The organism is Pseudarthrobacter sp. AL07, assembly GCF_029960665.1.
In the GTDB taxonomy this organism is placed as follows: Bacteria; Actinomycetota; Actinomycetes; order Actinomycetales; family Micrococcaceae; genus Arthrobacter.
The window spans coordinates 31,321-50,964 of sequence record NZ_JASBRB010000013.1 but is presented as its reverse complement, the minus strand read 5'-3'; the positions used below and the strand labels follow the sequence as shown (position 1 = coordinate 50,964).

Genomic DNA, 19,644 nt, shown 5'->3' with positions numbered 1-19,644 from the left:
CGGTCCTCCCAGGCCCGCCTCGATTCCAGCAACGGTGCACAGCTGCCTCGCAGCAAGATACTAAAGGGGTTCACATATGGCTCGGATTGGCGAGAGCACGGATCTGCTGAAGTGTTCTTTCTGCGGAAAGAGCCAGAAGCAGGTACGCAAGCTCATTGCCGGGCCCGGTGTCTACATCTGCGACGAATGCATTGAACTCTGCAACGAGATCATTGAGGAAGAACTCGCGGAAGTCGCCGATCTGGGCAGCTTCGAACTGCCCAAGCCCCGCGAGATCTTCGACTTCCTGCAGGAATACGTCATCGGCCAGGAACCTGCCAAGCGTTCCCTCGCCGTCGCCGTCTACAACCACTACAAGCGGATCCAGGCCGGCCACGCCCCCAAGAGCGGCAGCCTCGCCGAGGGCGGCCACCACGACGATGTTGAAATTGCCAAGTCCAACATCCTCCTGATCGGCCCCACTGGGTGCGGTAAAACCTACCTGGCCCAGACACTGGCACGGCGGCTGAATGTTCCCTTTGCGGTTGCCGACGCCACAGCGCTCACCGAGGCCGGCTATGTGGGTGAGGACGTGGAGAACATCCTCCTCAAGCTCATCCAGTCGGCGGATTACGACGTCAAGAAGGCCGAACAGGGCATCATCTACATTGACGAAATCGACAAGATTTCGCGCAAGAGCGAGAACCCCTCCATTACCCGGGACGTCTCCGGTGAGGGCGTGCAGCAGGCCCTTTTGAAGATTCTTGAAGGAACGGTGGCCTCCGTTCCGCCCCAGGGTGGACGCAAGCACCCCCACCAGGAATTCATCCAGATCGACACCACCAATGTGCTCTTTATCGTGGCGGGCGCCTTTGCCGGGCTGGAAGAGATCATCGGTTCGCGTTCCGGACGCAAGGGCATCGGCTTCGGCGCCCCGCTTAACGACGCCAGCAACAAGGTGGACTCCTACGGCGAAGTGATGCCCGAGGACCTGCTGAAATTCGGCCTCATCCCGGAATTCATCGGCCGCCTGCCCGTAATCACCACGGTCTCCAGCCTGGACCGCGATGCCCTCATCCAGATCCTCTCCACGCCGAAGAACGCGCTGGTCAAGCAGTACCAGAAGATGTTCCAGATCGACGGCGTGGAACTCGTCTTTGATGAGGACGCCCTCAACGCCATCGCCGACCAGGCCCTTGAGCGTGGCACCGGTGCCCGCGGCCTCCGCGCCATCATGGAGGAGGTGCTGCTTCCGGTGATGTTCGACCTCCCCAGCCGCGAAGACGTGGCCAGCGTGGTCATCACTGCTGACGTTGTCCTCAGCAAGGCCGAGCCCACCCTCATTCCGCACGTGACCAAGCGACGCAAGTCCGCCTGACGCGTCCGCCGCCCCGCCGGCCCCTGCCCCGTCCATCCCCGCACGCTCAGGAACCCGAGGACTCACGCATGACTGAAACAACCATCAACCGGGCCGACTTCTGGTTCGATCCGCTGTGCCCATTCGCCTGGATCACGTCACGCTGGATCGGCGAGGTCGAGGCCGTCCGCAACATTGAGACCGTGTGGCATGTGATGAGCCTGGCTGTCCTCAACGAGGGGCGCGAACTGGACGCCGGCTACCGGGAGCTCATGGACAAGGCCTGGGGCCCGGTTCGGGTCATCATCGCGGCCCAGGAGCAGCACGGCGACCACGTGGTGAAGCCGCTCTACGACGCCATGGGCACACTGATCCACCTTGGCGGGGAAACGGACTATGGCGTTGTCATCAGCAAGGCACTCGCCGAGTGCGGACTCCCGGCCGGCCTGGCAGACGTAGCCGCGACGGACGCCTTTGACACCCAGCTGAGGGCCAGCCACGAGGAAGGCATCTCGCTGGTGGGGCAGGACGTTGGCACGCCGGTTGTCGCCGTCAACGGAACGGCCTTCTTTGGGCCGGTGCTGACCCGCAGCCCGCGCGGCGAGCAGGCCGGCCAGTTGTGGGACGCCACCGTCACGCTGGCTTCCTACCCGTACTTCTTCGAGATTAAGCGCAGCCGCAGCGAAAGCCCCGAATTCGACTGACGCCAGGCTGACGCAGGCAGCCAGGAGGCCCCGGACGAACTACTCTGATGTAGTTCGTCCGGGGCTCTTGCGCATCCAAACCTTCGGGACAACAATGGTTCTTACCCACTTCGAAAGAAGTGAGACGTAGGAACCAAAGATTCAGTGATATGTATCCGACGCAGCCATCGGCAAAGTCAGATACAAGCTACCAGTGACGAGGTAGGAAGACCTGAAGATCCAAGGATCCTGCCAGACCATCAAAGACGTCACCAGGATGGCCGAAAAGTCGAAGCCCCACCAACGGCAAAACGCTGATGGGGCTTCCCCTTTGCCCAAAAACAGGCCGGCTCAGAAACAGGGCTGCTGCCCAGAAACAGGCCTATATCCGGTCAGGCCTTGGGCTGTTCCTCCGGAGCGGCCAGCACAACGTCGCTGACGGTCAATTCGCCCTCGCCCGCCACGAGGGTCAGCTCGCGGGCGTTCGAGGCAGCCTTCAGGTCGCCAAGTCCTGCCTTCAGCTGCGTGGTCAGGGATTCGGACGCCGTGATGGTGGCGGAGAGGACCTCGGTGCGCTGCTTGACCTTGGCTTCGGACTTTGCCTTGCGGACACCGCTCAGGGCCGTGCCAACGGTGGCAAGCAAGGTGGTGTCGCCGTCCACGTCCACTGAGGTGGGCCACTGTGCACGGTGCACGGAGCCGTTGCGCCACCAGCCCCAGACCTCTTCGGTGGCGAAGGGCAGGAACGGGGCGAACAGGCGGAGCAGCGTGTCCAGGCTGGTGGCGAGAGCTGCCAGCACGGAGGCCTGCTCAGCGTCGCCGGCGGCACCGTAGGCGCGGTCCTTGATGAGCTCCACGTAATCGTCCGTGAACTGCCAGAAGAAGCTCTCGGTGATCTGCAGGGCCCGGGCGTAGTCGTAGTTCTCGAACGCCTTGGTGGACTGGCGCACCACCTCGGCCAGCTGTGCCAGCACGGCGCGGTCCAGGGGGTTGGTGAGAACAGCAAGGTCGCTGGACACCACGGAGTCTTCAGTGGCACCGAGGTTCAGGACGAACTTGGAGGCGTTCAGCAGCTTGATGGCCAGGCGGCGGCCGATCTTCATCTGCGCGATCTCGTACGCCGTATCCGCGCCGAGCTTGGCGGACGTGGCCCAGTAGCGGACGGCGTCGGAGCCGAATTCGTCCAGCACATCGGTGGGAACCACCACGTTGCCCTTGGACTTGGACATCTTCTTCCGGTCCGGGTCCAGGATCCAGCCCGAGATGGCGGCATGCTTCCACGGCGCGGCGTCCTGCAGTGCGTCAGCCTGGACTACCGAGGAGAACAGCCAGGTGCGGATGATGTCGTGGCCCTGGGGCCGCAGGTCAAACGGGAAAACCTTGGCGAACAGGTCCTCGTCCCGGCTCCAGCCGCCCACGATCTGGGGGGTCAGGGAGGACGTCGCCCAAGTATCGAGGATGTCGGCGTCGCCGGCGAAGCCACCTGGGACGCCGCGCTGGGCTTCGTCGTAACCCGGTGCGGCATCGGCTGCGGGGTCAACGGGCAGCTGCTCATTCAGGGGCACGATCGGGGCGCCGTACTGCGGGTTGCCCTCGGCATCCAGCGGGTACCAGACGGGGATGGGCACACCGAAGAAGCGCTGACGGGAGACGAGCCAGTCGCCGTTGAGCCCGGAGATCCAGTTCTCGAAGCGGGACCGCATAAAGGCCGGGTGGAAGTCGATCTCGTGGCCGCGCGCGATCAGGCGGGCGCGGCGCTCTTCGTCGCGGCCGCCGTTGCGGTAATACCACTGGCGTGAGGTGACGACTTCAAGGGGCTTGTCGCCCTTTTCGTAGAAGTTCACGGGGTGCATGATCTTCTTCGGTTCGCCGTCGATCAGGTCTTCGGCGGCCAGGAGCTCCACCACTGCTTCCTTGGCGCTGAAGACGGTCTTGCCCGCAATGGCTTCGTAGGCGGTGCGGCCGGCGTCGGTAGTGATCCAGTCCGGTGTTTCGCCGATGATCCGGCCGTCCCGGCCAACGATGGCGCGGGTGGGCAGCTGCAGTTCCCGCCACCAGGTGACGTCGGTGAGGTCACCGAAGGTGCACACCATGGCGATGCCGGAGCCCTTGTCCGCCTTGGCCAGCGCGTGGGCCTTGACCTCAACCTCAACACCAAAGACCGGGGACGTGACCTTCTTGCCGAACAGCGGCTGGTAGCGCTCGTCGTCGGGGTTTGCCACCAGGGCGGCACAGGCGGCCAGCAGTTCGGGACGGGTGGTCTCGACGTAGATCTTTTCGCCGTCTTCGGTGAAGAACGGGTAGCGGTAGTACGCGCCGGCGACTTCGCGGTCTTCGAGTTCCGCCTGGGCCACGGCCGTTCGGAAGGTGATGTCCCACAGGGTTGGCGCCTCGGCCATGTACGCGTCGCCGGCTGCCAGGTTGGCCAGGAAGGCGCGCTGGGAGACTTCCCGGGAGGCGTCATCGATGGTCCGGTACGTCAGCTGCCAGTCCACGGAAAGTCCGAGCTGCTGGAACAGGCTTTCGAAGACCTTCTCGTCCTCCACTGCCAGTTCTTCACACAGCTCGATGAAGTTCCGGCGCGAGACGACGTCGAAATCGCGCTGGTTCTTGGCGGGCTCGGCCGGAGCACGGTAGCCGGCATCGTACGGGGTGGCCGGATCGCAGCGCACGCCGTAGTAATTCTGCACGCGACGCTCGGTGGGCAGGCCGTTGTCATCCCAACCCATCGGGTAGAACACGTTCTTGCCGATCATGCGCTGGTAGCGGGCCAGCACGTCCGTCTGCGTAAAGGAGAACATGTGCCCCACGTGCAGGGAACCGGACGCTGTGGGCGGGGGAGTGTCGATCGAGTAGACCTGCTCCCGGGTGGTGTCCGGGTTGAACTTGTAGGTCCCTTCGGCAAGCCAGCGCCGCGTGAGGGCAGCTTCGAGCCCCTCAAGGGCGGGCTTGTCCGGAACGTTGATAGGGGCGGTGGAGGGCGTGTCTGTACCCTGAGTGTCTTCAGCCATCTGGCAATTGTTTCATGGTCTGTTCAGCCCGCGGCACGGGAGCCTGCCGTAGCATGCGGTAGATGGGCACAACCGGTGAAAATTTTGTGATCAAGCGCATCTATGACAGGCCGGCGGACGACGACGGCTGGCGGGTCTTGGTGGACAGGCTCTGGCCCCGCGGGGTCAGCAAGGAGGACGCGCAACTGGATCTCTGGCTGAAGGACATCGCGCCGTCACCGCCGCTGCGTCAGGAGTTCGGGCACATGAAGGAGCGCTTCGACGACTTCCGGCTGAAATACCGGCAGGAGCTGGAAAGCAACGCGGCTGTTGCCACCCTCCTGAAGTTGGGGACCGAGCACAGCCGCGTGACCCTCCTGTATGGAGCCCGGGATCCTGAGGTCAACCACGCCCGGGTGTTACTGGAGTTCATGCGGGGCACCCCGAGCGCCGATGCCTTTAGGGTGGTGCCATGACTGAGGATTCACGGAACAGGGCAGCAGTAGTCACTGGCGCAAGCACCGGCATCGGCGAGGCAACGGTCCGCGCCCTTACGGCAGAAGGCTGGAAGGTATTCGCAGTGGCGAGGCGCGCGGAACGGCTGGCCGCGCTCGAAGCGGAGACCGGCGCCGTCGGAATTCCCGCCGACATTACCGAAGACGACGATGTCGCCCGGCTGCTGGCCCGCGTCACCGAAGCCGGGGGTGTGGGAACACTCATCAACATCGCCGGCGGTGCCCGGGGCGCTGACCTGGTGGGCGCTGCCAACACCGAAGACTGGGAATGGATGTACCGGGTCAACGTTCTCGGCACCATGAAGCTCACCCGGGCGTTCCTGCCGATGCTCCGTGCCAACGGGGAAGGCACTGTCCTGAACCTGACGTCAACTGCCGGCCTGGTGGCGTATGAGGGCGGCGGTGGCTATAACGCGGCCAAGTTCGCCCAGCACGCACTGACCGGTGCGCTCCGGCTCGAAGAGGCAGAGCACAACATCCGGGTCATCGAGGTGGCGCCCGGGCTGGTCCACACCGAGGAGTTCGCCCTCAACCGGCTCGGCGACCCGAAGGCTGCGGCAAAGACCTACCAGGGCGTGGAGAAGCCGCTGACCGCAGCCGACGTCGCCGACGTTGTGCGTTACGCCGTCAGCGTGCCGCACCACGTCAACCTGGACCAGATCGTCGTCCGCCCGGTGGCCCAGGCCGCCAACCACAAACTGATCCGCAAGGCCTGATCTGCCGGAGCCGGTCAGTCGGCAGGAATGGCCAACGTTGCCAGAACGGCTGCGTGGTCCGTTCCCGGCACGCGGTGGACTTCGTAGCCTGAGCTGGCCAGTCCGGGGCTGGTGACCAGGTGGTCGATGGTGATGCCGGGAAGCAGTTGCCCGTCCATGGGCCAGGTGGGCACCACCCGCGAGCCCGAGGCCGCCCCAACGTCCACCATCCTGTCCGCAGCGATGCCCCCGATGTCCAGGATCCTCCTGAATTCGGCGTGGTCGTAGGTGGCGTTGAAATCACCGATGAGCAGCCGGTTGCCAGGCCGTTCCGCCACCCTGCCCACCGCGGCCAGGTCACTTCGCCACTGGGCAACCCTGACATCCACGGGCGGCAGCACATGGACGCTGGTCACTTCCAGCGTGGCCACCGACCCGCCCGCCTCCGCCGTCACGCGGACCGTGGGCATCCTGAACGGGGTGTCCGGGACAACGCCCACCAGCTCCATTGGGTAGCGCGAGTACACGGCGCTGCCGCCGGCGTCGTTGGTGGGTTGGCTGGTCCGGTTCGGCAGTAACCAGTCCAGGCCCTCCGCCGAAAGCCGGTCCTGGAGGCCCTTCGTGTGTTCCTGGATCGTGAGGAGATCCACGCCGCTGTCCCGGACAAGGCGAACGATTTCGCCGGCGTCGGCCTGGCCGAACTCGGAGTTGAGGTTCATGACTTTCAGCTGCACCGCCGGGAGGCCGGCGGCCGGAGCGGGCCGGGCCGCGTCCAAAGGGAAAAGCCAGAAGGCCTGGCACGCCACAAGCACTGCGGCCACGGACTGCCGCCAGCGGCTCCGTCCCAGGAACGCCAGGAGCAGGGCTGCGGCGGCTGGCACCGCAAGCCACGGTGTAAAGGACAGCAGCTGCACCACCAGAACGGGCCACTCCGCCGGAATGGCGCGGAAGACAGACAAGGCCAGCACTGGCGCCGTGGCCAGGAGCCATAGCCACCTGAACAGCGTGGTGGGTCGCGTTCTTGCCGTGGCGTGGCCGGAAGCAGTCATGACCGTCAGTCTAAGCACCACCCTGAGCTCCGGAGCACTGGTGCTGTGCGCGCGGGCCGCCCAGGAATGGCGGAGGAGAGCCAAGCGATAGTAGACTCGAAGGTGGCTACGACCCGGCAATCACCGGTGAGCTTCCGGAAGAACGCGCTGACCGCCAGGAGACTGGCGGCGGCGTCAGTAGAACCGGACGGGTAAGCCCGTCACAGCAGTAATGAGCGGCCGGTGGGCAGCCTTCCCCAGGGAGGGCGGTGCCGGTAAGTGAGGTGGTACCGCGGTGATTGTGCAGTTCCAGGACTGCACGGGAGCCGTCCTCGCATCCTGAAGGAACCGGGAGGCATTTGCTGAGCGGTTCACCGGCTCAACCCAGGATGACGAGAATGACGTATTACCCCAAAGCCTCAGCTACCCCTTCGGCCTCAGCTGCCGCTGGTGTCTCCGCCTCCGTGAAGTTCCCGGAAATCGAAGAGCGCATCCTGAAGTACTGGGACCAGGACGGCACCTTCCAGGCCAGCATTGACCAGCGCAGCGCCGACGCCCCCGGCGGGCAGCCCGGCAGCAACGAATTCGTCTTCTACGACGGTCCTCCCTTCGCCAACGGTCTGCCCCACTACGGGCACCTCCTCACCGGTTACGCCAAGGACCTGGTGGGCCGCTACCAGACCCAGCGCGGCCGCCGTGTGGAACGCCGTTTCGGCTGGGACACCCACGGACTGCCGGCCGAGCTGGAAGCCATGAAGCAGCTGGGCATGACGGACAAGACCCAGATCGAGGCCATGGGCATCGACAAGTTCAACGACGCCTGCCGTGCCTCCGTGATGAAGTACGCGGACGAGTGGAAGAGCTACGTCACCCGCCAGGCCCGCTGGGTGGACTTCGACAACGACTACAAGACCCTCAACGTCGAATACATGGAATCGGTCCTGTGGGCGTTCAAGCAGCTGCACGAAAAAGGCCTGACCTACAACGGCTACCGCGTGCTGCCGTACTGCTGGAAGGACGAAACGCCCCTGTCCAACCACGAGCTGCGCATGGACGACGACGTCTACAAGAACCGCCAGGACCAGACCGTCACGGTGACGTTCCCCATCTCCGCAGGGGAGACGGAGCTGTCGAAGCAGCTCGCGGGCGTGCAGGCGCTCGCCTGGACCACCACGCCCTGGACGCTGCCCACCAACCTGGCGCTCGCCGTCGGGCCCTCCATCACCTACGCAGTGCTGCCGGCCGGGCCCAACGGCGTCAAGGCCGCGTCGCCGGACGCGCCGGTTACCGGAAGCTTCCTCCTGGCCGCTGACCTGCTGGCCGCTTACGCGAAGGACCTGGGCTACGAGGATGCGGACTCCGCCGAGGCCGCCGTCACGTCCACCCACACCGGCGCCGAACTCGAGGGACTGGCCTACCAGCCTCTCTGGAACGACTTCAACGACACCGAAAAGTACGGCACCCAGAATGCCTGGCGCTTCCTCGTGGCTGACTATGTCACCACCACCGACGGCACGGGCATCGTCCACCAGGCACCTGCCTACGGCGAGGAGGACCAGAAGGTCTGTGAAGAGGCCGGCATCCCGGTGGTCCTCTCCGTGGACGAAGGCGCCAAGTTCCTGCCGCTGTTCAGCCACGGCGACCTGCACGACATCGTGGGCCGGCAAGTGTTCGAGGCCAACAAGCCCATCACGCAGGTGCTGCGCGCCCAGGGACGACTGGTCCGCCAGGCCAGTTACGAGCACAGCTACCCGCACTGCTGGCGCTGCCGCAACCCCCTGATCTACCGCGCGGTGTCCTCCTGGTACGTGGAGGTCACCAAGTTCAAGGACCGGATGTCCGAACTGAACCAGGAGATCAACTGGATCCCCGGCAACGTCAAGGACGGCCAGTTCGGAAAGTGGCTGGCCAACGCCCGTGACTGGTCCATCAGCCGCAACCGCTACTGGGGCAGCCCCATCCCGGTGTGGCAGTCCAGCGACCCCGAATACCCGCGCATCGACGTCTACGGTTCGCTCGCCGAAATCCAGGCGGACTTCGGCCGCCTGCCCCTGAACAAGGCCGGCCAGGTTGACCTGCACCGGCCGTTCATCGACGAACTGACCCGCCCCAACCCTGACGATCCGCGGACTCCCGAAGAAGGCCAGTCCGTGATGCGCCGCGTAGAAGACGTCCTGGACGTCTGGTTCGACTCCGGCTCCATGCCGTACGGACAGGTGCACTACCCGTTCGAGAACGAGGCGTGGTTCGACACGCACAACCCGGCCGACTTCATCGTGGAATACATCGGGCAGACCCGCGGCTGGTTCTACATGCTGCACATCCTCTCCACCGCACTGTTCGACCGCCCGGCCTTCCGGAACGTCATCAGCCACGGCATCGTGCTGGGCTCGGACGGCCAGAAAATGTCCAAGAGCCTGCGCAACTACCCGGACGTGTCCGAGGTGCTGGACCGCGATGGTTCCGACGCCATGCGCTGGTTCCTGATGTCCAGCCCCATCCTCCGCGGCGGCAACCTGGTGGTCACCGAACAGGGAATCCGCGACGGCGTCCGCCAGGTCATCCTGCCCCTGTGGAACGTGTACAGCTTCTTCACGCTGTACACGAACGCCGCATCCGGCGGTAACGGCTACGACGCGAAGCTCCGGTACGACGGGTACGCCGACACCCTGGACCAGTACCTGCTGGCCAACACCGGCGACCTGGTCCGCAACATGACCGCCCAGCTGGACAGCTACGACATCTCCGGCGCCTGCGACGAACTCCGCAGCTACCTGGACATGCTCACCAACTGGTACGTCCGCCGCAGCCGCCAGCGCTTCTTCGACGAGAACATTGACGCCTTCGATGCGCTCTACACGGCGCTGGAGACCGTGTGCCGCGTGGCCGCCTCGCTGCTGCCACTGGTGTCCGAGGAGATCTGGCGCGGCCTCACCGGCGGACGCTCCGTGCATCTGGCTGACTGGCCGGACGCTGACCTGTTCCCGGCCAACGCGTCCCTGGTGGAAGCAATGGACCGCGTGCAACAGATCTGCTCCACCGGATCCTCGCTGCGCAAGGCCGCCAACCTCCGCGTCCGCCTGCCGCTGCAGGAACTGACCGTCGTGGCACCCGGCGCGGATGCGCTGGGAGGCTTTGCCGCCGTCGTCGCTGATGAACTGAACATCCGCTCGGTCCGCCTGCTCGACGCCGAGAGCGCCTCCCCGGAGGAGTTCGGGATCGAGCAGAAGCTTGTAGTCAACGCCCGCGCCGCGGGCCCGCGCCTTGGCAAGAACGTTCAGCAGGCCATCAAGGGGTCCAAGTCCGGTGACTGGTCGGTGTCCGATGCTGGCGTGGTCACCGCTGGCGGCCTGGATCTGGAACCGCAGGAATACACGCTGGAGACAGTAGTGGCGGAGTCCGACGGCGGTTCAGCTTCAGTAGCTGTCCTTCCGGGCGGAGGCTTCGTGGTCCTGAACACCGAAGTCACTCCAGAACTTGAGGCCGAAGGCACTGCACGCGACATGGTCCGCGCCATCCAGCAGGCACGCAAGGACGCCGGACTGAACGTGAGCGACCGGATTCGGACCACCGTCACCGCCGTTGCCACCGTGCTGGAGGCCCTCCTGGCCAACGCCGAGCTGGTCAAGACCGAAACCCTGACCCTGGAGCTGGCCACGGTTCCGGCTGAGTCCGGCGAATCACGCATTGCCGTCGAAAAAGCAGAGGCCTGAGCAATGACTGACGAATTCTCCGTGGAAAGTGTCTACGCCGAGCTGCTGGGGCGTGCACCGGAAAACAAGATGGAACCTCGTCTTGCGCCGCTGTTCCGGGCGATGGATGTACTGGGGGAGCCCAACAAGGCGTTCCCGATCATCCATGTGACCGGCACCAACGGCAAGACCTCCACTGCCCGGATGATTGAGGCCGGGCTGCGTGCGCACGGCCTGAGCACCGGCCGCTACACCAGCCCGCATCTGTCCAAGGTCACCGAACGGATCAGCATTGACGGCCACCCCGTCTCTGACGAAACGTTCGTCCGGATCTGGGACGAGATCCGCCCGTACCTGCAGATCGTCGACGACGAACTTACCGCTGCGGGGGAGCCCCGGCTCACGTACTTCGAGTGTCTGACCATCCTGGGCTTCGCAATCTTCGCGGACCAGCCCGTCAACGTGGCCGTGATCGAGGTGGGCCTGGGCGGCATCACCGACGCCACCAACGTGGGCGACGGCCTCGTTTCCGTGGTCACCCCTATCTCACTGGACCACACCGATCTGCTGGGCGATACCACGGAGGAGATTGCCTACGAGAAGGCCGGCATCATCAAGCCAGGCGGTTACCTCATCAGCGCCTCGCAGCCTGTTGATGCTGCTCAGGTGCTGCTGGAAAAAGCCAAGGAAGTGGCAGTCCCGTTCCGGTTTGAAGGCGTGGAGTTCGGCGTCGAATCCCGGACAGTGGCCGTGGGCGGCCAGGTAGTGAGTATCCAGGGCATCGCCGGCCGTTACCCGGAACTGTTGCTGCCGCTGCACGGCGCGCACCAGGCCCAGAACGCCGCAGTGGCAGTGGCAGCCCTCGAGGCCTTCTTCGGCGGCGAAAAGGAGCTTGACGCCGAGGTGCTCCAGGAAGCCTTAGCGTCCGTCACGTCCCCGGGCCGCCTTGAGGTTGTCCGCACAGCGCCCACCATCATCGTGGACGCGGCCCACAACCCGGACGGCATCCGAGTTTCGGCCGAGGCCATCCAGGAGGCCTTCACTTTCACCCGGCTGGTGCCGGTGGTCGGAGTTCTGAAGGAGAAGGACGCCGAAGAGATCCTGCGCCAGCTGAAGGAATCCCTGGGCGACATTGCCCAGGAATATTGCTTTACCCAGTCCAACTCGCCGAGGGCAGTGCCCGCGGCCGAACTGGCCGAACTGGCTGTGGAAATGGGCTTCGGCGAAGACAACGTCCACATCGCGGAGAAACTCGACGACGCCCTCGAATGGGCCGTGGAACGAGCCGAAGCCAACGACGACCTCTCCGGCGGGGTCCTGGTCACGGGGTCCATCACCCTGGTGGCGGAAGCGCGGATCCTGCTCGGAAAGACGGAGGCCTAGGCATGGCCAAGCTGACCAAAGCCCAGCGTGAATGGCGCCCGGGAATGCCCAGGAAGCGCCGGTCCACCAAGGTGATGTTTGCCTCCACCGTCCTGCTCCTTGAGGCGTTCGTGGTGTTCTTCGCGACGCTGGCCGTCTTCGGACTCAAGCGCGGTGAGTTTCCGCCGGCGCTGATCCTGGGGATTGGCATCGCTTTGAGCGTCGTGATGGTCCTTGCCTGCGCTGTGCTGTCCAGGCCGTGGGGCGTGGCGCTGGGCTGGATCCTGCAGATCGTGCTGATCCTGACGGGCATTGTTGAGCCCATGATGTTCCTTGTTGGCGCGCTGTTCGGCCTGGCCTGGTGGTATGGAATCCGCACCGGCATCAGGATTGATTCCGAAGCCGCAAAGCGTGAACGCGAACAGGCTGAGTGGAACGCCTCGCACGGGGACGCCCCGGAAGCCTCGTAGAATTGTCCCGAAACCCACCCATTACGCATTGGAGCAGCTATGACCATTGAGCGCACCCTGGTACTGATCAAGCCCGACGGCGTTGCCCGCAACCTCAGCGGCGCCATCCTGGGCCGCATTGAGGCCAAGGGCTACACCCTGGCTGAACTGAAGAAGGTTGACGCCAGCCGGGAACTATTGGAGCAGCACTACGAAGAGCACGTGGGCAAGCCGTTTTACGAGCCCCTCGTTGAATTTATGCTCAGCGGACCGGTGGTGGCCGCGATCTTCGAAGGCCACCGTGTCATTGAAGGCTTCCGGTCTCTGGCCGGCACTACCGATCCCACCACTGCCGCCCCAGGCACTATCCGTGGCGACTTCGGCCGCGACTGGGGCCTGAAGGTCCAGCAGAACCTGGTGCACGGCTCCGACTCCGTTGACTCCGCCGAGCGCGAAATCAAGATCTGGTTCCAGGACTAAGTCCCGCACCAGCTGCGCGAACGGACACTTGAGGCCCACAGCGCGAACGGACACTTGAGGCCCCGGCAAACCGGGGCCTCAAGTGTCCGTTCGCGCTTGTACGTTCGCGCTGTTTGGTGGGTGCGCTGAGGGGCCCGCGTTAGAAGCCCGACGTTCCGGCAAACACCTGGATGAACGCGAAGAAGATGGTGGCGATGACGGCCACGTACAGCAACGCCGTGATAATCCAACCAGATTCACCCAGTACACGTGCTGCACCCGACGGGACGGGGATGATGCCGTGGACGACGTTGCGGATGGTCACCCAGACGAAGAGCGGTATCATCGCGGCCCAGACGATCATGCAGTACGGGCACAGGATGCGGATGTCGTAGAGGGCCTGGAACCAAAGCCACACCACAAACGCGAAGCCGAGCGTGACGCCGGTCTGGAGACCTGCCCAGTACCAGCGGGCGAACGTGGCGCCGGACAGCAGGGCCATGCCCACAGTGATGATGACAGCGAACGCCACGATGCCGATAAACATGTTGGGGAACCCGAACGCGGAGCTCTGCCAGGTCTGCATGACCTGGCCGCAGGAGATCCACGGATTCACGTCGCAGGCCGTTACGTGATTCGAATCCTCGAGGACAGCGAGCTTTTCCAGGACCAGCGTGCCCGAGGCCAGCCAGCCGATGGCGCCGGTGATGACCATCAGCCAGCCGAACGGCCGGTTACGTGCCATCGGCGGCACAGTCCCCGGCGAGTCGGGCAACGGCTCTGCCGCACTGGAGGCAGCCGGCGTGTCGGTGCCGTGGGAGGAAATGCTGGGCATGGTGTGTGGCGTCCTTTGCTTCGGGTGCTCCTTGCCCCGATTGTAACGCCGGCGGCTGGAAGGAGCATTCAGCCGGGGCCATCACCTACGGATCCGTCGCCCTTGCTTCCGCCGCCTTTCAGCCCGGGTGTGAGAGAATGAACATGGCTGGAGGCCGACCCACATGCGGACTCCGGTCCGGTGGCTTGTTTCAAGACCGCCAATGATGAGCAGGGCAGGCTTCGGATTCTCTGATCCGGCTTCCCGCAATTCCATTGGTCGGCACCTGGTTGTGGCGTGTAGAACAACGGGTTTCAGGACACAGCCGACGGCTCCCACGGGCTGCCGCACCCCTCTGCCGGTGCGAACCTGGGAGTATCCACTTGACTTCTGTCAACGCCCGCGGGTTTTGACAATATGTGCCCCAATGGGTGCCGGATGTGGCGGTGCGTCAGGGGCAGGAGTGTTGCCACATATGGAAAACGAACAAGCACCAGCCGTTAATGATGAAGCCGTTGCCGAGGTTGCCGAAGCGCCCAAGAAGGTCGCCCGGACGCGCCGGAAGGCAGTGCCGAAGGCTGCGGAGGCAGCACCCGTAACTGACGCCGTCGAGGCTGAGCCTGCGACGGACGCCGCGCCGGAGCCCAAGGTGCCGGTTCGCCGGACCCGCGCACGTAAGAAGGTGGACACCGCCGAACCGTTGCCGGCCTTCGCTGCTGAGGTTCTGGAGACAGCTGACGCCGTTCTTGCCGAGACGGGCGTAGAGCCTGCCGTGGTCGAACCCGCCGCCGAAGCCGCAGCCCCGGAGGCTGCAACGGAGACCAAGCCCGTCCGCCGACGCCGCGTTGCCACGCGCAAAACGTCGGCCCCCGACGCCGCCCCCACGGCCGTAGACCTAACAGCTCCCGAGGAGCAGGCAGCCGCCGAAGCAGCAGTAATTCCGGCCCCGGACGCAGCGGGAGCCGCAGCTGCGGAAGCCGGCGCGCCCGCAGCAACCGCCGCCGTCCCGCCCGTTAAGGCGGCCGCCGTCGACGCTGCCGCCGCGCCGGCTGGAGAACCGGGTGCTGCCGAGTCTGCCAGCCCGTTCAGTTCACTGTTCCTTGAGCCGGCGTCAACCACGTCGGTGCTTTTCCAGGCCCCTGACCTCAGCAGTGCGGTCCGTCCGGCACCGGCCGCCGCCGTGGTTGAAGAGCCGGAAGAGGACGAAGCCGAAGACGGTGAAACGGACGACGCCAGCGGCCGCCGCAGGCGCCGCAGCCGTGGCCGGCGGGGACGCAGCCGCACCGGCGAAAGTGATGCTGACAGTGACAACGAAGGTGAAGACGGCGCAGCCGAGGAAGCTGATGAGGAATCCGCCGGGCAGGCCGACGAAGGCGTGACCTCCCGTCGCCGTCGCCGTCGTCGCCGTGGCGACCAGGATCTGGAACTGACCGGCGGAGAAGGCGACGACCCGCCCAACACGGTGACCCGCGTCCGTGCGCCGCGTGCAGCCACGGAAGCGCCGGTCAACAACCGCGTCACATCCGTCAAGGGTTCCACCCGCCTCGAAGCCAAGAAGCAGCGCCGCCGCGAATCCCGTGATACCGGCCGCCGCCGCACCGTCATCACCGAGGCCGAGTTCCTGGCCCGCCGCGAATCAGTGGACCGGCAGATGATCGTCCGCCAGCGCGACGACAGAATCCAGATCGGCGTCCTCGAAGACGGCGTGCTGGCCGAGCACTTTGTCTCCAAGACCCAGCAGGACTCCCTGATCGGCAACGTCTACCTCGGCAAGGTGCAGAATGTGCTGCCGTCCATGGAAGCGGCGTTTGTTGACATCGGGCGCGGCCGCAACGCCGTCCTCTATGCCGGTGAAGTGAACTGGGAAGCCGTTAACCTCGAGGGCAAGCAGCGCCGGATCGAAAACGCGCTCAAGTCCGGCGACACCGTCCTGGTCCAGGTCACCAAGGATCCCGTGGGCCACAAGGGTGCACGCCTGACCAGCCAGATCTCGCTGCCCGGCCGCTACCTCGTCTACGTGCCCGGCGGCTCCATGACCGGCATCTCCCGCAAACTGCCCGACGTCGAGCGCAACCGGCTCAAGCGCATCCTCAAGGACCGCCTCCCGGAGCACGCCGGGGTCATTGTCCGCACCGCTGCCGAAGGCGCCTCGGAAGAGGAGCTCACGCACGACATCAACAGGCTGCGCGCGCAGTGGGAGGGCATCGAAAGCCAGTCCACGTCGACCAAGATCCTCGCGCCCGAGCTCCTCTACGGAGAACCGGACCTCACCATCAAGGTGGTCCGTGACGTCTTCAACGAGGACTTCTCCAAGCTGATCGTCTCGGGTGAAGAGGCCTGGGACACCATCGAGGCCTACGTCACGTACGTTGCCCCGGACCTCGTGGGCCGTCTGGAAAAGTGGACCAAGGACCAGGACATCTTCGCCGCGTGGCGGATCGACGAGCAGATCCACAAGGCCCTGGAACGTAAGGTCTTCCTGCCTTCGGGCGGCTCGCTGGTCATTGACCGAACCGAAGCCATGACCGTGGTGGACGTTAACACCGGCAAGTTCACCGGCAGTGGTGGCAACCTCGAAGAAACCGTCACCAAGAACAACCTCGAGGCAGCTGAAGAAGTGGTCCGGCAGCTCCGGCTCCGCGACATCGGCGGCATCATCGTCATCGACTTCATCGACATGGTCCTCGAATCCAACCGGGACCTGGTCCTTCGCCGCATGGTGGAGTGCCTGGGCCGTGACCGGACCAAGCACCAGGTTGCAGAAGTGACGTCGCTGGGCCTCGTGCAGATGACGCGAAAGCGCATGGGTACCGGACTCCTGGAAGTCTTCGGGGAGCAGTGCGAATCCTGTGCAGGCCGAGGAATCGTCACCCACGACGACCCCGTAGAGCACCGCCGCGCCAATACCGTAGCCGCTGAGCACCACGTGCAGCGGGTGGACAGCCGGCAGGAACCGCGCATCAACGATCAGCGCGCCGACAGCATGCGCACGGACAGCCAGCGCCCGGACAGTCAGCGCACGGACAGCCAGCCGGGTGGCCGCACTGACCGGAAGCGCCGCCGCGGACGTGGCGGCCAGCAACTGGAAACGGCACCGGCAGCGGCGGTGCAGATCCACACGGTCCACCCGGAACCCAGTGACGTCGAGCGCCATGCCAAGGCCGAGGCCACGCGGGCCGCGCTTGCGAACATTGCGGCCGCAGCCCACGCTGCGCACGTGCACGACGACGAAGTGGCTCGCGCATCAGCCGCGGCGGGACAAGCTCCGGCTGCACCAGTGCCGGCTTCGCGGCCCGCGATGGACTCCAACGACCGCCCGGCCGCTGTGCTGACGTTCGGCGGCGAGCAGGTGGTGCTGCCGTTCGTGGCCCATCACGAGGACCAGCCGCACGCACCGGCACTGACGCTTGACCGCCTCGCGGAGGCCTTCGCCCACCTTGGCGAGCCAGCCCCTGTCGTGGAAAACGAGCCGTCCGCAGTCCAGGCAGCTGCAAGCCAACCGGGCGAAGCTGCCCGTCAGCAGCAGCCGGCAGTGGCCGAGGAGGATTACTCCGACCATACCGAGGAGCCCCGCGCCCGCCGTCCCCGGCGGAACCGGAGCGCCAGCCGTGCCCAGGGCGCAGCCAACGCCACGTCTGTGGAGCATCACGAAGCCGGTCCGGCGGCTGCCGCTGGACACACCCACGCCGCCAAGGCCCCGGAGTCCGTCAAGGCTCCGGTGGCTGAGAAGCCTGCGGCCACCAACGCGCCTATCATCCTGGGTGTTGGGGTTCCGGCCTCGGAGCTCTAACGAAGCAGCGGGCAAGCCTCTACAACGGCGCCCGGACGTGTCTGTGAATCACAGGCTGCGTCCGGGCGTCCTGCGTTATGTCCCGAGGGACGCTAGGCTGGTGACTGACACGGGGTGCCGCGCAGAGAGCCGGCTGAGATCCACACCCGTTGAACCTGTCCGGCTAGCACCGGCGAAGGGATGTCTCCTTTGGCTTCAAGTTCTGTCCTTCCTTCTGCAACGCCCGCGGCGGTTCTGCCGGATATCTCAGCAAACCAGGGTGAGGTCCGGCCTGCGCCAGGCCGGTCTGGCAACGTCCAGGTGCTGCGTGACGTCCCGCGGGTGCTGTCCATTGCCGGATCGGACCCGTCAGGCGGCGCGGGCGTCCAGGCCGACCTCAAAAGCATTGCGGCTCTTGGCGGCTACGGCATGGCGGCCATCACTGCACTGACAGTCCAGAACACCCAGGGGGTGCAGGCGGTTCACGTGCCGCCGGCATCCTTCCTGGGCCAGCAGCTGGACGCCATCAGCGACGACATCACTATCGATGCGGTCAAGATCGGCATGCTCGGCGATGCTGCGGTGATTGGCGTGGTCCGGGACTGGCTGGAAAAGGCGCGTCCCGCCGTCGTCGTTCTCGATCCGGTGATGGTGGCCACGAGCGGTGATCGGCTGCTGCACGAGTCTGCCGAGGCAGCTCTGCGGGAGCTGCTCCCGCTCGCTGACCTGATCACCCCCAACCTGGCCGAATTGGCCATCCTGGTGGGGGAGCCGCAGGCGCGGGACTGGCCTGATGCGCTCGGACAGGGGCAGCGGTTGTCCGCCTCGGCCGGTGCCACGGTCCTGGTCAAGGGCGGCCATCTCGACGGCGGTGCGTGCCCGGATGCCCTGGTCAACGCCGCCGGGCTGCTCGCCCAGGAGGTAGTGGAAGTGAGCGGTGACAGGATCCCAACCCGCAACAGCCACGGCACCGGCTGCTCGCTGTCGTCGGCTATGGCTACGGCCCAGGCGAGGCTGGGGAACTGGGAATCCGCGCTGCGGCACGTGAAGCCTTGGCTGGTCGGCGCACTGCAGGCCGCTGATCAACTGGAGGTGGGCGGTGGCCACGGCCCCATCAACCACTTCCACCACATGAAACAGGTTCCGGCAGCCGGCGAATTCGCCCAGACGCTCCAGCGGGCGTCGGCGCCGGATCTTGCGGCCATCTTCGGGCTGGATTTCATCCGCGACCTGGCGGGCGGCACGTTGGCTGAGGAAGAGTTCGGCTACTACCTTGCGCAGGACGCCATCTACCTGAACGGCTATTCGCGGGTCCTGGCCCGGGCCAGTGCGCTGGCGCCCACGGAAGCCGCGCAGACGTTCTGGGCAAAGTCTGCCCGGCAATGCCTTGAGGTCGAATCCGAGCTGCACCGCACGTGGCTGAGCACCAGGACGGTGAACTCCGCCCTTGGCCCAGTCACCAAGTCCTACGTGGACCACCTGCTGGCAGCCTCGGCCTCAGGCAGCTACGCGGTCCTCGTCGCTGCGGTGCTGCCGTGCTTCTGGTTGTACGCCGAGGTGGGACAGACCCTCCACGCGGAGTTCCTGGCCGCCGGTGCACCGAAAGAGCACCCCTATGCCGACTGGTTGCGGGCCTACGCTGACGAGGACTTCGCGCAGGCCACCCGCGACGCCATCGCCTTGGCTGACGAGGCCGGCCGGAGCGCTTCCACCGATGAACGTGCGGCGATGCTCGTGGCGTTCAGGCAGTCGTGCCGGTTCGAAGTGGAATTCTTCGACGCGCCGCGAATTCATTCCTGACAGTCCGGGGCCCGCCTGGCCTGTACGATAGTCAGGCACGGTTTTGGATTGT

13 protein-coding genes and 1 riboswitch are annotated in these 19,644 nt (G+C 65.4%); of the genes, 10 read left to right on the top strand and 3 right to left on the bottom strand.

Annotation, left to right across the window (positions count from 1 at the left end):
- Positions 1 to 76 precede the first annotated feature (76 nt).
- On the top strand, positions 77 to 1,357 hold the full coding sequence (gene clpX / locus QK290_RS11885) for an ATP-dependent Clp protease ATP-binding subunit ClpX (protein WP_185260773.1): 1,281 nt from the start codon (positions 77 to 79) through the stop codon (positions 1,355 to 1,357).
- Positions 1,358 to 1,425: 68 nt separating this feature from the next.
- Positions 1,426 to 2,040 (top strand): DsbA family protein, encoded by a 615-nt coding sequence (locus tag QK290_RS11880; protein ID WP_282330853.1) that lies wholly within the window; start codon positions 1,426 to 1,428, stop codon positions 2,038 to 2,040.
- A 371-nt stretch (positions 2,041 to 2,411) separates the two neighbouring features.
- Here the strand turns inward: QK290_RS11880 and valS are convergent, their stop codons facing one another.
- Entirely contained in the window at positions 2,412 to 5,030 is a 2,619-nt protein-coding gene (valS, locus tag QK290_RS11875; RefSeq protein WP_282330852.1) for a valine--tRNA ligase, read from the bottom strand.
- Positions 5,031 to 5,092: 62 nt separating this feature from the next.
- On the opposite strand from valS, the gene QK290_RS11870 reads away from it, so the two are divergent.
- Positions 5,093 to 5,485 (top strand): DUF488 family protein, encoded by a 393-nt coding sequence (locus QK290_RS11870; RefSeq protein ID WP_282330851.1) that lies wholly within the window; start codon positions 5,093 to 5,095, stop codon positions 5,483 to 5,485.
- The gene (locus tag QK290_RS11865) at positions 5,482 to 6,240 is read left to right on the top strand and encodes an SDR family oxidoreductase (RefSeq protein WP_282330850.1); all 759 of its coding nucleotides are present in this window, start codon (positions 5,482 to 5,484) and stop codon (positions 6,238 to 6,240) included. Before QK290_RS11870 ends, QK290_RS11865 begins: the two co-directional genes overlap by 4 nt.
- A 14-nt stretch (positions 6,241 to 6,254) precedes the next feature.
- Here the strand turns inward: QK290_RS11865 and QK290_RS11860 are convergent, their stop codons facing one another.
- Entirely contained in the window at positions 6,255 to 7,268 is a 1,014-nt protein-coding gene (locus tag QK290_RS11860) for an endonuclease/exonuclease/phosphatase family protein (protein ID WP_282330849.1), read from the bottom strand.
- 377 nt (positions 7,269 to 7,645) lie between these two features.
- Between QK290_RS11860 and ileS the strand changes: the two genes are divergently transcribed.
- Genes ileS through ndk form a run of 4 tightly spaced genes read left to right on the top strand, consistent with a single transcriptional unit; the run spans position 7,646 to position 13,230 of the window.
- Complete coding sequence (gene ileS, locus QK290_RS11855) at positions 7,646 to 10,960, top strand: isoleucine--tRNA ligase (RefSeq protein ID WP_282330848.1); 3,315 nt, start codon at positions 7,646 to 7,648, stop codon at positions 10,958 to 10,960.
- A gap of 3 nt (positions 10,961 to 10,963) precedes the next feature.
- Entirely contained in the window at positions 10,964 to 12,322 is a 1,359-nt protein-coding gene (locus tag QK290_RS11850; protein ID WP_282330847.1) for a folylpolyglutamate synthase/dihydrofolate synthase family protein, read from the top strand.
- Positions 12,323 to 12,324: 2 nt separating this feature from the next.
- Positions 12,325 to 12,771, top strand: coding sequence for a DUF4233 domain-containing protein (locus tag QK290_RS11845; RefSeq protein WP_282330846.1), 447 nt, complete (start codon positions 12,325 to 12,327; stop codon positions 12,769 to 12,771).
- 39 nt (positions 12,772 to 12,810) lie between these two features.
- On the top strand, positions 12,811 to 13,230 hold the full coding sequence (gene ndk / locus QK290_RS11840; protein ID WP_058932211.1) for a nucleoside-diphosphate kinase: 420 nt from the start codon (positions 12,811 to 12,813) through the stop codon (positions 13,228 to 13,230).
- A 139-nt stretch (positions 13,231 to 13,369) separates the two neighbouring features.
- On the opposite strand, the gene QK290_RS11835 is transcribed toward ndk, so the two are convergent.
- On the bottom strand, positions 13,370 to 14,044 hold the full coding sequence (locus tag QK290_RS11835) for a vitamin K epoxide reductase family protein (RefSeq protein WP_282330845.1): 675 nt from the start codon (positions 14,042 to 14,044) through the stop codon (positions 13,370 to 13,372).
- 454 nt (positions 14,045 to 14,498) lie between these two features.
- Between QK290_RS11835 and QK290_RS11830 the strand changes: the two genes are divergently transcribed.
- Entirely contained in the window at positions 14,499 to 17,813 is a 3,315-nt protein-coding gene (locus QK290_RS11830; protein ID WP_282330844.1) for an Rne/Rng family ribonuclease, read from the top strand.
- Positions 17,814 to 17,913: 100 nt separating this feature from the next.
- A riboswitch (TPP riboswitch) is annotated at positions 17,914 to 18,011 on the top strand.
- On the top strand, positions 17,994 to 19,592 hold the full coding sequence (gene thiD, locus QK290_RS11825; protein ID WP_282330843.1) for a bifunctional hydroxymethylpyrimidine kinase/phosphomethylpyrimidine kinase: 1,599 nt from the start codon (positions 17,994 to 17,996) through the stop codon (positions 19,590 to 19,592). It overlaps the preceding riboswitch by 18 nt.
- Positions 19,593 to 19,644 lie beyond the last annotated feature (52 nt).

Bases quoted from the DNA above. Each gene is read 5' to 3' on its own strand.
- QK290_RS11850 (WP_282330847.1), top strand. From the start codon at position 10,964: ATGACTGACGAATTCTCCGTGGAAAGTGTCTACGCCGAGCTGCTGGGG.
- ndk (WP_058932211.1), top strand. From the start codon at position 12,811: ATGACCATTGAGCGCACCCTGGTACTGATCAAGCCCGACGGCGTTGCC.
- QK290_RS11835 (WP_282330845.1), bottom strand. From the start codon at position 14,044: ATGCCCAGCATTTCCTCCCACGGCACCGACACGCCGGCTGCCTCCAGT.
- QK290_RS11865 (WP_282330850.1), top strand. From the start codon at position 5,482: ATGACTGAGGATTCACGGAACAGGGCAGCAGTAGTCACTGGCGCAAGC.
- QK290_RS11830 (WP_282330844.1), top strand. From the start codon at position 14,499: ATGGAAAACGAACAAGCACCAGCCGTTAATGATGAAGCCGTTGCCGAG.
- QK290_RS11880 (WP_282330853.1), top strand. From the start codon at position 1,426: ATGACTGAAACAACCATCAACCGGGCCGACTTCTGGTTCGATCCGCTG.
- QK290_RS11870 (WP_282330851.1), top strand. From the start codon at position 5,093: ATGGGCACAACCGGTGAAAATTTTGTGATCAAGCGCATCTATGACAGG.
- thiD (WP_282330843.1), top strand. From the start codon at position 17,994: ATGTCTCCTTTGGCTTCAAGTTCTGTCCTTCCTTCTGCAACGCCCGCG.
- QK290_RS11845 (WP_282330846.1), top strand. From the start codon at position 12,325: ATGGCCAAGCTGACCAAAGCCCAGCGTGAATGGCGCCCGGGAATGCCC.
- valS (WP_282330852.1), bottom strand. From the start codon at position 5,030: ATGGCTGAAGACACTCAGGGTACAGACACGCCCTCCACCGCCCCTATC.
- clpX (WP_185260773.1), top strand. From the start codon at position 77: ATGGCTCGGATTGGCGAGAGCACGGATCTGCTGAAGTGTTCTTTCTGC.
- QK290_RS11860 (WP_282330849.1), bottom strand. From the start codon at position 7,268: ATGACTGCTTCCGGCCACGCCACGGCAAGAACGCGACCCACCACGCTG.
- ileS (WP_282330848.1), top strand. From the start codon at position 7,646: ATGACGTATTACCCCAAAGCCTCAGCTACCCCTTCGGCCTCAGCTGCC.